Below are 14,237 nucleotides of genomic sequence, written 5' to 3' on the forward strand. Positions count from 1 at the left end.
TACCGATCCAGGAGTCCGTCGGCCGTCCGCGGCCGACGGATTTCCACATGTCGCTGGAGTGGCCCGATGTACGCACTGGACGCTTTGCTGGAACGCCTCCCGCCCGCGCTGGTCGACGACCCCGCGGGCAAACGCCTGCGCCTGGTCGGCGACCGCCTGCCCGACGCGCTGAGCCACCGGATCGGGCTGGAGGCCCGCCTCGACGACACGCCGCGCGTCGACCTGCTCCTGCTCGCCGCGGACGCCCGCGAGCTGGCCGTCCTCGCCGGTACCGACCCGGCGGTGGCGATCGACCCGCAGCTCGCCGCCGCGCGGGGCTGGCAGGCCGGCGCCCGCCTGGCCCGGCGCGCCGCCCGACTGGGCGCCGGCCCGCTGCCGCCGGGCGTCTGGGTGGAGCTGGACACCGACAGCGCCGCCGCGCCGGCCCTGTTCACCGCCGCCGCCCCCGACCCCGGGCAGCCGGCGGCGGCCGGCTGGGACGCCGCGGCCACCGTCGCCGAGGTCCTGCACGAGGTCGCCGACCGGCCGCCGCCCGCGGCGCTGCTGGAGCGCGTCGCCGCGGTCGCCGCCAGCGCGCTGGCGGTCCGGCAGGTGGGGGTCTTCGGGGGCCGGCCGCACGCCGGGGTGCGGCTGTTCTGCGCCACGCCCGCCGGTCCGCCGCCGTCCGGCGCGGCGGTCGCGGAGCTGCTCGGCGCGCTCGGCTGGTCGGGGCACGCCGCCGCGCTGGCCCACTGGGCCGACGTCGCCGCCGCGCACGCCGACACCGTCCACCTGGGGCTCGACGTGACCGCCGACGGTCCGCTGCCGACGGTCGGCCTGGAGATCGCCATGGCCGACGCGGCGCAGCCGCACCAGGACCCGCGCTGGGTGCGGCTGCTCGACCGGCTCGTGGCCGACGGGCTGGCCACGGCCGCCAAGGCCGCCGCGGTGGCGCGGCTGGGCCGGGGGTACACCGTGCGGCTGCCGCACCCGCGGCACTTCCGGCAGGGGCTGCACCACCTCAAGATCAGCGTGGCCCCGTCGGGGGCGGCCGGGGCCAAGGCGTACTTCGGCGCGTACGAGACGCGGGGTGCGGCGTGACCGCGCTGTCGTCGGGGGCGCCGCCGGCGGCCGCCGGGCGGCTGCCGGCCCTGCTGTCGGTCCGCGGCCGGCCGGACGTGCCGCCCGGGGCCAGCCACCTCGTGGGCCTGGGCACCGGCGCCGACCCGGACCTGCTGCGGCACGCCGTCAAGCTCGGCACGGCCGCGTACCCCGCCGGGGACGCCCCTGCCGGCGGGCCGTGGAGCCGCTGGCTGGTCTGGCTCGGCGACGCCCGGCCGCCCGGCCCGCCCAGCCACTGGCGGTTCGGCCGGCTCGACGGCGGCGACGGCCTGCTGCTGCCGCTCGGCGGGGGGCCGGAGTGGACCGTCACGGTGGACGGCGGCGGCCGGACCGTCGTCGCCGACGGGCAGGGGCCGCGCTGGGCGGAGCTGCCGACGTTCACCGGTACGGCGGCGCCCGGCCGGGACTGGCGGCTGGCCGGCTGGGCCGCGGCCGCCCACCACGAGCAGCGGCTCGTGGGCGGCGCCCGGCAGGCGGTCCTCATCGTGCGGGCGGCGGCGTGACGCCCGACCTCGCCGTCGCGGCGGGCGTCGACTTCCTCCGGCGGGCCGCGGTGGCCGGCCGGTGGTCGGCGTTCCACCTCTACCCCGGCGTCAGCGACGAGTGGGTGACCGCCTACGTGGCCGCCCTGCTGGCCGAGGCGGAGGTACCCGGGACCGGCGGGCTGGTGGCCGCGGCGACCGCGGGGCTGCGCGGCCGGCAGCGGCGCGACGGGCGGTTCGGGTTCAACGCGCGGGCGATCGGCGACGCTGACAGCACGCTGTGGGTGCTGCGGCTCGCCGCCGCGACGGGCGAGTTCCCCGGCGACCGGCCGGCGGCGGTGGCCGCGGTGGGCGCGCACGTGCGCCGCGACGGAGTGGCCACGTACGCCGCCGACGAGCCGATCCGCACGATCATCGAGGCGGGGCCGGAGCGGTCCATGAAGGGCTGGTGCGGCGCGCACCCGTGCGTGACCGCCGTCGCCGCCGGCCTCGCCGACACGGCCGCGGCCGCGGGCGCGGCGCTGCGCGCGCAGCAGCGGCGCGACGGCTCCTGGCCGGCGTACTGGTGGACGGCGCCGGAGTACACCGCCGCCCACGCGGCCGAGGCGCTCGGCGATGACACCGCCGCCCGCGCGGGGGAGTGGGCGGCGGGCCGGCTGGCCGGCGGCGCGGCGGCGGGCGCCGACGGGGGACCGTTCGCGTCCGCACTCGCCCTGCGCGCGATGGTGGCCGGCGGCGCCCCGGCCGCGGCCGTCGATTCGGCGGTCGGCCGGCTGTGCCGGCAGATCCGGCTCGACGGGGCGTGGGCGGCGTCCGCGCAGCTCCGGGTGCCCGACCCGGACGACCCCGACCCCGACACCCCGGGCCTGACCCGCTGGGTGCCCGGCGGGCGCAAGGAGGGCGCGGTGGTCCGCGACCGGACCGGCGTCTTCACGACCGCCACCGTCGTCGCCGCGCTGGTCCGGGCCGGCGCCCGGTGACGCTGCTGGCGCCGCCGCCCCGGGCCGCGGCGGCGGAGCGGATCGTGGCCGGCGCCGCGTTTCCCGACGAGCCGCCGGCGGGCGACGCGCCGTGGGCGCGGCTGCTCACCGACCACCTCGGCGCCACCGACCGACCGGACCCGGCGGTCGACGTGCCGTACGGGTGGCTGCTCGGGCCGCTGGCCGCGCGGGCGTGGGCGGGCTGGACGCGGGACACCCTCCCGGCGGACCTGGCCGCGGCGACCCTGGCCGCCCACGTCCGCCGGGCGGCCTGGTGGCTGGCCCCGGCGCTGCACCACGACTTCGCCGCCGCCCGGGACCGCCGCCTGCACCGGCTCGACGTCGCGCTCGCCGCCCGCGCGGCGTCGCCGCCGACCGCCCACTACGCCGCGTACCGCCACGCCGCCGGCCCGGCCGGGGTGGCCGTCTGGCGGCGGCGCCCCGTGCTGGCCCGGCTGGCCGCGCAGCTCGCCCTCGACGAGGTCACCCTGCTCCGCCAGGTGTGGCGGCACCTCGCCGCCGACGGCCCGGCGCTGCGCGCGCTGCTCGGCGTACCGGCGTTGGCCCCGCTGGCCGGCGTCGCCACCGGGCTGGGCGACCGGCACGACGGCGGCCGCTCGGTGTGCCTGCTCACCTTCGCCGACGGCCGCCGGCTCGTCTACCGCCCGCGCCGGCACGACGGCCTCGACCTGCTCGCGGCCGCCCTCGCCGGCCGGGCGCCGCTGCCCGCCCAGGTCAGCCGGGACGACCACTGCTGGGTGTCGTTCGCGGCCGCGGCGCCGGTCCCGGACCCGGTGGCGTACCACGCCGCGGCCGGGCGGCTGCTCGGCGTCCTGGACGCGGCCGGCGCCACCGACATCCACCGCGACAACGTGGTGCGGACCGCCGCCGGCCCGGCCGTGGTCGACGCCGAGACGCTCGCGCACCCGGTGACGGCGTTCGAGACCGCCGCCGTCGACCCGCTCGCCGACCGCCCGCTGCCGCCGCGGGCGCTGGTCGACTCGCCGCTGCGCGTGGGCCTGCTGCCGGCCTGGGACTTCGCCGCCGACGGGTCGCTGCTCGACGGCGGGCACCTGCTGCCGGCGCTGCCCGGGGGCGGGCGGATCGCGGTACCGACCGTGCGGCACCCCGGTACCGACGCGGAGACGGTCACCTACGCCGCCGCGCCGCTGCCGGAGCGTGCGGACCTGCCGGTACCCGGCTACGACCCGGCGCCGTACGCCGACGTGGTGGCCGACGCCTACGCCGCGGCGGCCGGCGAGGCGGTCGGACCGCCGGCCGGGCACCGGGTGCGGCTGCTGCTGCGGTACACCCGCCGGTACGTCGACGTGCTGCTGCGGGCCCTCGCCCGGCCCGACCTGCGCACCGGGGCGGACCTCACCCGAGCGCTGGCCGCGCTGCCGCCCGGGGGCGCCGAGATCAGCCCCGCGGTCCGCGCCGCCGAGCTGGCCGACCTGCGCCGGCTCGACGTGCCGTACCTGGAGTGGGAGCCGGACACCGGGACGGTCCTGCACGCCGGCCGGCCGGTCGGCGCGCTGGCCGCCCCGGTCCGCCGCCGGCCCTCGGCCGCCACCGCCCGCGCGCTGGTGCGGACCACGCTGCGCGCCCGCGACGGCCGGCCCGACCTGCGCACCGACCCGGGGGCCGCGCCGGCCGACCGCGCGGCGGCGCTGGCCGCGGCGGTCCTGCGCGACCTGGCCGACCGGGCCGTCCCGCTCGCCCGGGGACTGACCTGGTGCGGCTCGGTGCACCGGCACGGCCGGTTCGTGCGGATGCCGGTCGGCTGGTCGCTGTACGACGGGCAGGCGGGGATCGCGCTGGGCCTGGCCGCCGGTGCCACGGTGGACGGTGCGCTCGCCGGCCCCGCGGCGGGCGCCGCGGAGCCCCTGCTGGACCGGGTGCTGGCCGACCCCGCCGGGCTGTGCCGCCTGCTCGGCCCGGGGTACCTGCACGGGGCGGCCGGCGTGCTGTGGGCGCTGCGCGCGCTGGCCCCGCTGACGCCCGAACCCGGGCGCGCCCGGGTCGCGGCCGCCGCGGACACGCTGACCCTGGCCCTGGCCGCGCACCTGACCGCCGCCAGCCGCACCACCAGCCGCGCCGGACGCGCCGCCGGCGCCGGACGCACCGACGGCAAGGGAGGTGCCGCGGGGACCGGCGACCTCGCCGACGGGCTCCCGGGCGCACTGGCTGTCCTGGCCGACACCGCCGAAACGGCCGACACCGCCGAAACGGCCGACACCGCCGAAACGGCCCACACCGCCGACGCGGTCGGTGCGGCCGCGGCCGTCGGCCGCCTCGGGGACGCGGCGCGGGAGGCGATCGCGCACGCGGCCGCCGCGGTGCGGTCCGACCTGGAGAGCGGCGGCCCGGGTGCCCACCGGCGCGACGGTCTGGCGCACGGCCGGTCCGGCGTCGCGCTCGGCCTGCGCCGGGCCGCGGCGGCCCTCGGCGGCGACACCGGCCGCGCGCTCGCCGGGGCGGCCGGGCGGCTGCTGGCCGCCGACGCGGCCACCGGCTGGACCTGGTGCTCCGGCGCCACCGGCGTCGCCCTGGTGGCCGGCGAGCCCCGGCGGGCCGCGCCCGCCCCGGCCGGGCTACCCGGCGGCGCGGTCGCGCTTCCCGGCGGCGCGCCGCACCACCTGTGCTGCGGCGTCCTCGGCGCCGCGGTCGCCGGGCGGGTGTCCGTCACCGCGGCCCTCGACCGGCTCGCCGCCGACGGGGCGCCGCGGTACCTGCGCCCGCTGCCCGCCGGGCTGCACCAGCCGGGACTGTTCCAGGGCGCGGCCGGGCTGGCGCTCGGCGCGCTGCTGGCCACCCGGACCGGCCTGCCCGACCCCCTGCGCATCGCCCTGGAGGCGCCGTGGCCACGATGACCGCCGCACCGCACACCGTGGACGCCGCCTACGCCCGGTTCGCCGCGGCGCCGCTGCTGCGCCTGGTGCACGGGCCGGCGTACCTGAACGTCGGCTGGCATCCCGCCCCGGACCCGCCGGCCGCCCTGGTCGACCACCTCCTCGCCGCCGCCGAGGGGACGGCCGCGACCTGGGCGCCCCGGGTGGCGTGCGACGTGGCGTGCGGGCGCGCGGCCGGCACCGCGCGGATCGCCGCGCGCTGGCCCGACGCCCGGGTGCTCGGCCTCGACCGCAGCCCTGCCATGCTGCCCGCGCCGCGCCCCGGCGGGCCGGCGCTGCTGCGCGCCGACGCCACGGCCCTGCCGGCGCGGACGGACAGCGCGGACCTCGTCTGCGCCGTCGAGGCCGCGCTGCACTTCCCCACCCGGCGGGCGTTCTTCGCCGAGGCCGCGCGGGTGCTGCGCCCCGGCGGCCGGCTGGCCCTCACCGACCTGCTGGTGGACCCCGCCGACTCGGGCTGGGCGCCGCTGGTTCCCGCGGGCAACACCGAGCGGACCCGGGCGGCGTACGAGGCGTCGCTCGCGGCGGCCGGCCTGAGGGTCCGGCACTTCGCCGACGTCACCGCGCACACCTGGACCCCGTACGTCGCCGCGCTGACCGCGGCCGCGGCGGCGGCCGGACCGGCGGGCGCGGGCGCGGCGGTCGCCCGGCTGCTGGCCGCCCGGCCCGTGGCCGCGTACGTCGAGGTGGTGGCCGTCCGGTGAGCCGGTTCGCGGTGGACCTGTCCAGCCCCCGCCTGCGCGGCGACAGCGCCGCGCACACCGACTGGCTGCGCACCGCCGTCGGACCGGTCCTGCCCTGCGCCCGGCCGCACGGCGTGCTGGTGCTCTCCGCCGCCCTCGTCCGGGAGGTGCTGACCGACCCGGCGCGGTACTCCTCCGCGATCATGTCCACGGCCGACACCCAGCTCCTCGGCGCGGACGGGGCCGCGCACCGCCGGGTGCGCCGCACGCTGGTCCGGGCGCTGCGGACCGCCGACGCCGCGGTCGCCCGGCGCCGGGCGCGGGCGCGGGCCGCGCGGCTGCTCGGGGCGTTCGCGGCGGCCGGCGGCGGGGACGCCGTCGCCGCGGTCGCCCGCCCGCTGGCCGTTTTCACCGCCGCCGAGGTGCTCGGCCTGCCGGTACCCGCGGTCCGCCGCCTCACCGCCTGGGCCGGGGCGGCGGTCGGCGCGGCGACGTCCGCCCGCGCGGGCGGGGACGTCGGCGCGCTCGGCGGCGAGGCCACCGCGGCCGTCCGCCGCGCGCTGGGCGGCGCCGGGCGCGGCCTGCTGGGCACGCTGCGCGCCGAGGTCGCCGCCGGCACCCAGACCGAGGACGGCGCGCTGGAGGTGGCGCTGCTGGTGCTGCTGGCGTCCCTGGACACGACGACGGCGCTGGTGGCCACCTGCCTGTCCGACCTGGCCGTCGGCCGGGAGCCCGCCGCCGACGGCGCCGGTCCCGACGCGGCCGCCGACGCGCGGGTCGGGCGGGTGCTGGCGCGCCGGCCGCCGGTGCGGTTCGTCCGCCGGGTCGCCACCGCGCCGCACGCGCTGGGCGCCCACCGGGTGCGGGCCGGCGAGCCGGTCCTGGTCCACCTGCACAGCGCCAACGCCGAGGAGGGCGGCTTCGCGTTCGGCGCCGGCCCGCACGCCTGCCCCGGGGCCCCGCTCGCCCGCGCGGTCGCCGCGGGCGCGCTCGCCGCCGCGGCCGGCCTGGACCTGCGCCCGGCCGGCCCGCCGGTGCCGCAGGACTCGGCGCAGATCGACGGGTACGCCGCCCTGCCGCTGCACGCCCGCCGACGCGAGGGGAGCCGCCGATGACCAGGACGCTGTTCCGCAGCAGCGCCATGTCCCGCAACGCCGGCCCGGAGAAGCTGGACGAGCGCATCCGGGTTGTCACGGTCGGCGGCTGGATCAGCCTGGCCATCGGCCTGGTAGTCGCGGTCTCGCTGCTGGCCTGGGCCTGGATCGGCACCACCCGCAGCCAGGTCTCCGGGACGGCGCTGTTGGTCCGCGCCCCCTACACCTTCACCGCCGAGGCGCCCGCGTACGGCTTCGTGGTCGAGGGGCCGCCGGCCGAGGGCGTCGGTGTGGTCCAGGGCCAGCGGCTCGCCCGGGTACGGGCGGCCGGCGCGCCCACGGGCGCCCCGCTGGTCGACGTCCTCTCCCCGGTCACCGGCACCGTGATCTCGCGGGCGGCCGAGCGGGGCACCACGGTCGTCCAGGGCCAGGACGTGGCGTACCTGGAGGTCACCGACGGCCCCCTGGTGGCCCAGGCGTTCGTGCCCACCGGCGCCGGCAAGCGCGTCGTCAAGGGCATGGCCGCGACCGTGGAGCCCAGTACCGCCCCCGCCGCCGTCTACGGCCTCCTGCGCGCCGAGGTCCTCGCCGTCAGCGGCTACTCCGTCTCGCCCGACCGCGTGCGGACCGTGGTCGGCCACGGCGCGCTCGCCGACCAGATCGTCAACGGCCCCCCGGTCCTGCTGGTCACCCTGGCCCTGGAGTCCGCGGGCGCGCCCGACCGGTTCTCCTGGACCTCCGGCGCCGGGCCGCCGTTCACGATCGGCAGCGGCACGCTGGCCGAGGCGACGATCACCGTCGCGTCGGCGCGGCCGATCGACGCGGTGTTCGGGCGGGCCGACCGGTGACCGCCGCCGCGCCGCCCGGCCGCCGGCACCGGCGCCCGGTGCGGGTGCCGACCGTGCTCCAGATGGAGGCGGTCGAGTGCGGGGCCGCCGCGCTGGCGATGGTCCTGCGGCACTTCGGCCGGCACGTGCCGCTGGAGGAGCTGCGGGTCGCCTGCCAGGTCTCCCGCGACGGGTCCAACGCCGTCAGCATCCTGCACGCGGCCCGCGCGTACGGGCTGACCGCGACCGGCGCCCGCCGCGAACTCGACGACCTGGCCGGCGCGGCCTTCCCGCTGATCGCGTTCTGGGACTTCAACCACTTCCTCGTCGTGGAGGGCACCTCCCGGGCGGGGCTGCACGTCAACGACCCCGCCTCCGGCCGGCGGCTGGTGCCCTGGGACGACGCCGACGCGCGGTTCACCGGCGTGGTGCTGGACCTGCACCCCGGGCCGGGGTTCGTCCGCGCGGGCCGCCCGCCGGGCACGCTGCGCAGCCTCGGCGGGCGGCTGCGCGGCTCGTGGGACGGCGTCCGGTACGTGCTGCTGGCCGGCGCCGCCCTGATCGTCCCGCTGATGGGCGCGCCGATCGCCACCCAGCTCTTCACCGACGAGGTGCTCGTACCGGCCGCCCCGAACCAGGCCGGCGCCCTGCTGGCCGCGCTCGCGGTGATGATCGCGCTCCAGCTCTGGCTCGCCTGGTGGCAGCGGACGGTGATCAACCGGTTCAACGTGCGCCTGTCGGTGATGATGGCCTCGGGCTTCCTGCGGCACGCGCTGCGGCTGCCGCTGACCTTCTACGCCCAGCGCAGCGTCGGCGACGTCGCCTACCGGCTGCAACTGGGCGGCGAGGTCGCGCAGGTGGTGTCCAGCCAGCTCGTCCCGGCCCTGCTCCAGGTCTTCACGGCCGTGCTGTACCTGGCGCTGATGCTCGTGCTCAGCCCCGCCCTCACCCTCATCGCCGTGGCCGCGGCGGTGATCGACGTGGTCGTGCTGCGCGCCGCGCAGCGGCACCGCGAGGACGCCAGCGGCGTGGTGGTGCGCGAGGAGTCCGCGCTGCACGCGACGTCGTACTACGGCCTGCGCACGATCGAGAGCGTGAAGGCCTCCGGCGGCGAGGACGACCTGTTCGGCAAGGTGACCGGCTTCCACGCCCGGGCGGCGAACGCCCGGCAGAAGCTGGAGCTGCCGTTCACGGTCATCTCCGCGGTGCCGGCGCTGACCGCCCAGCTCGCGACGATCGCGGTGATCGGCGTCGGTGCGCTGCTGGTCCTGCGCGACGCCCTGACGCTCGGGCAGCTCATGGCGTTCGCGGTGCTGGTGGCCGGGTTCCTGAACCCGATCGGCGTCCTGGTCAGCCTCGGCGGCGCGCTCCAGCAGGCGCGCGGGCACCTGGACCGCATCGACGACCTGCTGCGCTACCCGACGCCTCCGCCGCCACCGGCCGCCGACGCGCTGCCCGCGGGCCGGCTGCGGGGGGAGGTCGAGCTGCGCGGGGTCACCTTCGGGTACAGCCCGAACAAGCCGCCCCTGCTGGACAACTTCTCCCTGCACGTGCGGCCCGGCCAGCGGGTGGCGCTCGTCGGCGGCTCCGGCAGCGGCAAGACCACGGTCGCGCGGCTGGTCACCGGCCTGGTCGCGCCGTGGTCGGGGGAGATCGCGTTCGACGGCGTACCGCGGGACCGCCTGCCCGCCCCGCTGCTGGCCGCCAGCCTGGCACTGGTCGACCAGGAGATCGTCCTGTTCGCCGGCAGCGTCCGGGACAACATCTCGTTCCTGGACAGCACCCTGCCGGACAGTGCGGTGGTCGCGGCGGCGCGGGACGCGGCGATCCACGAGGACGTCAGCGTCCGGCCGGGCGGGTACGGGGCCCCGGTCGCCGACGGGGGCCGCAACTTCTCCGGCGGGCAGCAGCAGCGGATCGAGATCGCCCGCGCGCTCTCGGTCGACCCGACGATCCTCGTGCTGGACGAGGCCACCTCGGCGCTGGACCCCGGTACCGAGCAGCTCATCGACCAGGCCGTCCGGCGTCGGGCCTGCACGACGATCGTGGTGGCCCACCGGCTGTCCACGATCCGCGACTGCGACGAGATCATCGTGCTGGACCGCGGGCGGGTCGCCGAGCGGGGTACCCACGACGCGCTGATGCGCCGCGGCGGGGCGTACGCGGCGCTGGTGACGGCGTGACCGGCCGGCGCCGCGGGGCGGGGTCGGCGTGAGCCCCGGGAGCCCGGTCCCCGGCGCGGCGACGGCCGAGGGCAGCGCGCACGAGCTGGACGCGCACCGCCGGCTGTACCCCGACCCGGCCGACCTGGTCGCCGTGACCTCCGGCGTGGTGGAGGTGTTCCTGCTCAGCGACGCCGCGCCGCCGGTGGCCCCGCGGCACCTGGGGACGCTGGAGGTCGGCGAGGCGCTGCCCGGTACCGCCTGGGCCGGCCCGCCGGAGCCCGGGGAGCGGATCGCGCTGCTCGGCAACGGGCCGGCCACGGTCCGCCGGACTCCCGGCGCCGCCGACGGCCTGGAGGGGGCCGACGCCGACCTGCGCCGGGCCGCCCTGTCGGCCGCGCTGGGCCGGGCGCGCCGCCGCGACGACAACGGCGCCGGCATCGCCCGGCGGGTGGCCGCCGACGCCCGCCGCCACGACGAGGCCGACGACGCGCTCGGCGGCGTGCTGCGCCGCCGGGTCGGCCTCCGCGGCGCCGCCTACCTGGACGCCCCGCCGCGGCTGCGGGCGCTGCTGGTCGCCGCGCGGGCCGCCGGGCTGCGGCTGCCGGCCCGCGCCGTCGACACCGCGCGCACCCTGTCCGACCTGGAGCTGCCGCAGCTCGCCGGCCGGCTGCGGATCCCGCTGCGCGAGGTCGACCTGTCCGGGCAGTGGTGGGTCGACGACGGCCTGCCGCTGGTGGCGGCGGACGCCGAGGGCCAGACGTACGCGGTCGTCCGGCGCCGCGGGCGGTGGCAGATGTGGAGCGCCGGCACCGGCTGGCACCCGGTCCCCGACGGGCTGGCGGCCGCCGGCCCGGACGGCTTCGTCCGGGCCTGGTGCGTGTACCCGGCCCTGCCCGAGCGGCCGGTCGGGCCCCGGGACCTGCTGCGGGTGGGCCTGCCGCCGAGCGCGCGCCGCGACCTCACCCGGATCGGCGCCAGCGCCGTCGCCGTGATGGTGCTGGGCGCCAGCGTGCCCCTGGCCACCGCGCGGATCCTCGGCGACGCCGTACCGCGGGCCGAGGCCCGCAACGTGGGGGCCGTCGCGGTCCTCGTCGCCGGCCTGGTGCTCGCCTTCGCGGGCGCCACGATCGTCCAGGGTCTCCTGCTGCAACGCCTGGTCATGCAGCTCAACGTACGGACGACGGCCGCGCTGTGGGCGCGGGTGGTGCGCCTGGAGCCCCCGTTCTTCCGCGCCTACAACCCCGGCGAGCTGGCGCGGCGGGTGCTGGCCGTGGACGGCATCCGCGACCTGGTGACCGGCAGCGTGCTGACCGGCGGCATCGGCCTGCTGCTGGGCCTCACCGGCCTGGTCATCACCTGCGTGCTGGACCCGCCGATCGCGCTGGCCGTCGCGGTGGGGCTGGCCGCGTACGGCGCCTTCGCGTACTGGCAGCTCCGCCGGCTGGTCCGGGCGCGCCGGGGCGAGGTGACCGCCCGCAACGCGATCAGCGGCTTCGTCACCGCGGTGCTCACCGGCATCGTCAAGGTCCGGGTCGGCAACGCCGAGCAGCGCATGTACGCGCGCTGGGGCGCCATGTACGCCCGCGAGCAGGCCGCCGCCGTCCGCGCCAACGGCGCGCTGCGCCAGCTCACCGTCGTCACCGGCGTCGCCCCGGCGGCGGGGACGCTGACGGTGCTCGCGGCGGCCACCTGGGCGCACGGGGCGATGCTGGACGTGGCGACGTTCGTGGGCCTCATCGCGGCCCTGGGGCAGATCACCACGGCGCTGACGCTGATCACCCCCGCGCTGGGCCAGCTCGCGGACGCCGCGCCGCTGTACGACGCCGCCCGGCCGGTCTTCGCCACCGCGCCGCGGGCGGCCGTCGAGTCGGCGGACCCCGGCGTGCTCAGCGGCCGGGTCGAGGTCAGCAAGGTCTCGTTCGCCTACACCGAGGACGGCCCGCGCACCCTGCACCGCGTCGACCTGGCGGCGGCGCCGGGGGAGTTCGTCGCCGTCGTCGGGCCGTCCGGGGCCGGCAAGTCGACGCTGATCCGGCTGCTGCTGGGCTTCGACCGGCCGACCGCGGGCGCGGTCCTGTACGACGGCAAGCCGCTGGACACCCTGGACCCGGAGGCGGTCCGGCGGCAGGTCGGCGTGGTGATGCAGAACGCGCAGGTGCCGACCGGCAGCATCCTGACCTGCCTGACCGGCACCGGGAACCTGACCCAGGACGACGCGTGGGCGGCACTGGAGATGGCCGGCCTGGCCGACGACGTGCGGGCGATGCCGATGGGCATCCGCACCGTGGTCAGCGAGGGGGCGTCCACGTTCTCCGGCGGGCAGCGGCAGCGGCTGATGATCGCCCGGGCGCTGATCCGCCGGCCGCGGGTCCTCATCTTCGACGAGGCGACCAGCGCGCTGGACAACGTGACGCAGCGGACCGTGACGCAGAGCCTGGAGCGGCTCGACGCGACGCGGGTGGTGATCGCGCACCGGCTGTCCACGATCCGCGACGCGCACCGCATCTACGTGCTGGACCGCGGCGCGGTGGCCGAGCACGGCGACTACGGGTCGCTGATGGCCGCCGACGGGATGTTCGCCCGGCTCGCCCGCCGGCAGCTCACCTGACCCGCGCGGGCCGGTCCGGGCGACCGCGGCCCCCGGCGGCGGCGTGGCCGGCGCGGGACCGCGGTCGCGGGCGGACTCAGGGGGTCGCGGTGGCCGTGGCCGTCGCCGTGGCGGTGGGCGGCGGCGTCAGCGGCGTCGCCGAGGCCGCGCCGTCGGCCGGCAGGCTCAGGCAGGCGATCCGGGCACCGGCCGTGCCGGCCTTGCCCGGCTCGGTCTTGGTGGCCTCGGCGTGCAGGACCACCGAGCGCGGGGCGTCGGTGAACCGCCACGGCGTCGTCGACGCGCCGGTGCCGGTGCCGGTGGCGTCGGTGGTCAGGTCCAGCCACACCTCGTTGCCGGGGTTGGCGTAGTTGGGGTCGACCGAGGGGGGCGAGGCGGACGCGGCCGGGTCGGGCGTGTGCTGCAGGTGCGGGCCGGAGTCGGTGGCCTTCGCGCCGCAGGGCATGGCGTGCACGTGCGCGCCGTACGCGCGGGTCGGCTTCAGCCCGCCGGCCGTGAGGGAGACCGACAGGCCGGCCCCGGCGGGTGCCATGTCGATCTTCATGGTCGCCCCGACCGGCGCGAGCGCCGGGTCGTAGGTGATCGCGGTGACACCCGGCGCGTACGCCGCGAGCGTGCCGGAGACGCTGATGGGCGCGACGCTCGCCGAGGGGGTCGGCTCGCTGGGAGCCTCCTCCGCCGGCTTGTCGGACGTGCAGCCGGCGAGAGCCGGCAGAAGCAGCAGGGACAGCGCGGCGGTGCGGCGCATTGGTCCTCCTAGTTTCGGGCCATTGTAGAGTACAACGCGCGAACGGGACAGGTGGCTCACCGACCCTCCTCCGGGACGATGTGCATGGCCGCCTCCTCGGCGGTCGCCGCGCCTCCGGCGGCCCCGGCATCGACGGCCAGCGCCTCCGCCTCCCGGTCCAGCCCACTGCCGCCGTCGGGGGCGACGAGCCGGCCCACGGGCGGTGCGTCCCGGTCGTCGAGCGGCCGGTCGTACATGGACACCGGGTCGTGCGGGTCGTACTGCGGGGGCGGGTCGAGCACGTCGGTGTCGGGCCGCTCCTCGTCCGACCACTGCCGGGTCGGGTCGGTCAGCCGCACCTCCGGGTTCTCCCAGGTGAGCCGCTCGTCCAGCGGCGCCGGGTGGCGCTCCTCGGCGGCGGTGGTGCCGTGCGCGTCGAGGCCGAGCGGCCGGTCGCCGGGCAGTGCGGCCGGGTCCCGGCCGTCGGCCTCGCGGGCGGAGTGCCGCTCGTCGTCGGCGATGGAGTCGTGGTCGGCGGTGTCCGGTAGCCCGTCCGCGGCGGGCTCGCTGACCAGATGCGGAAAGTCGTCGGTACGCATGTCAGTGACTTACCCCGCGGCCCGGCCTTGAACCGCCGCCGGCCGGCACCCCCGCCGGG

11 protein-coding genes are annotated in these 14,237 nt (G+C 79.3%); 9 read left to right on the plus strand and 2 right to left on the minus strand.

The genetic code is table 11. The annotated features are described in order from the left end of the window. The first annotated feature begins 66 nt into the window (after positions 1–66). From IEY75_RS02240 to IEY75_RS02280, 9 genes are read left to right on the plus strand one after another with little or no spacing between them, the layout of a single operon-like run. Positions 67–1,080 (plus strand): hypothetical protein, encoded by a 1,014-nt coding sequence (locus IEY75_RS02240; RefSeq protein WP_189112440.1) that lies wholly within the window; start codon positions 67–69, stop codon positions 1,078–1,080. After that, entirely contained in the window at positions 1,077–1,604 is a 528-nt protein-coding gene (locus IEY75_RS02245) for a hypothetical protein (protein WP_189112441.1), read from the plus strand. The genes IEY75_RS02240 and IEY75_RS02245 overlap by 4 nt, the downstream gene beginning before the upstream one ends. Beyond that, complete coding sequence (locus tag IEY75_RS02250; RefSeq protein WP_189112442.1) at positions 1,601–2,563, plus strand: hypothetical protein; 963 nt, start codon at positions 1,601–1,603, stop codon at positions 2,561–2,563. Before IEY75_RS02245 ends, IEY75_RS02250 begins: the two co-directional genes overlap by 4 nt. Continuing rightward, a complete protein-coding gene (locus IEY75_RS02255; protein WP_189112443.1) occupies positions 2,560–5,436 on the plus strand; it encodes a DUF4135 domain-containing protein in 2,877 nt (958 codons plus the stop codon). The genes IEY75_RS02250 and IEY75_RS02255 overlap by 4 nt, the downstream gene beginning before the upstream one ends. Beyond that, complete coding sequence (locus IEY75_RS02260) at positions 5,433–6,179, plus strand: class I SAM-dependent methyltransferase (protein ID WP_229789297.1); 747 nt, start codon at positions 5,433–5,435, stop codon at positions 6,177–6,179. Before IEY75_RS02255 ends, IEY75_RS02260 begins: the two co-directional genes overlap by 4 nt. After that, entirely contained in the window at positions 6,176–7,273 is a 1,098-nt protein-coding gene (locus IEY75_RS02265; RefSeq protein ID WP_189112445.1) for a cytochrome P450 family protein, read from the plus strand. The genes IEY75_RS02260 and IEY75_RS02265 overlap by 4 nt, the downstream gene beginning before the upstream one ends. Further along, positions 7,270–8,100 carry an HlyD family efflux transporter periplasmic adaptor subunit gene (locus tag IEY75_RS02270; protein ID WP_189112446.1) on the plus strand — a complete coding sequence of 277 codons (831 nt, stop codon included), beginning with the start codon at positions 7,270–7,272 and terminating at the stop codon, positions 8,098–8,100. The genes IEY75_RS02265 and IEY75_RS02270 overlap by 4 nt, the downstream gene beginning before the upstream one ends. Then, positions 8,097–10,262: an NHLP family bacteriocin export ABC transporter peptidase/permease/ATPase subunit gene (locus tag IEY75_RS02275; RefSeq protein WP_229789274.1), complete on the plus strand. Its 2,166-nt coding sequence runs from the start codon at positions 8,097–8,099 to the stop codon at positions 10,260–10,262. Before IEY75_RS02270 ends, IEY75_RS02275 begins: the two co-directional genes overlap by 4 nt. A 28-nt stretch (positions 10,263–10,290) precedes the next feature. Next, positions 10,291–12,852, plus strand: a complete 2,562-nt coding sequence (locus IEY75_RS02280; protein ID WP_189112447.1) for an ATP-binding cassette domain-containing protein — start codon at positions 10,291–10,293, stop codon at positions 12,850–12,852. Positions 12,853–12,928: 76 nt separating this feature from the next. Here IEY75_RS02280 and IEY75_RS02285 read toward each other — a convergent pair whose 3' ends face one another. Both IEY75_RS02285 and IEY75_RS02290 read right to left on the minus strand, forming a co-directional pair. Continuing rightward, positions 12,929–13,600 (minus strand): superoxide dismutase family protein, encoded by a 672-nt coding sequence (locus IEY75_RS02285; protein ID WP_189112448.1) that lies wholly within the window; start codon positions 13,598–13,600, stop codon positions 12,929–12,931. 56 nt (positions 13,601–13,656) lie between these two features. Further along, positions 13,657–14,178, minus strand: a complete 522-nt coding sequence (locus IEY75_RS02290; RefSeq protein WP_189112449.1) for a DUF5709 domain-containing protein — start codon at positions 14,176–14,178, stop codon at positions 13,657–13,659. Positions 14,179–14,237: the final 59 nt, after the last annotated feature.

The sequence above is a fragment of the Pilimelia terevasa genome (assembly GCF_014647915.1).
GTDB lineage: Bacteria > Actinomycetota > Actinomycetes > Mycobacteriales > Micromonosporaceae > Pilimelia > Pilimelia terevasa.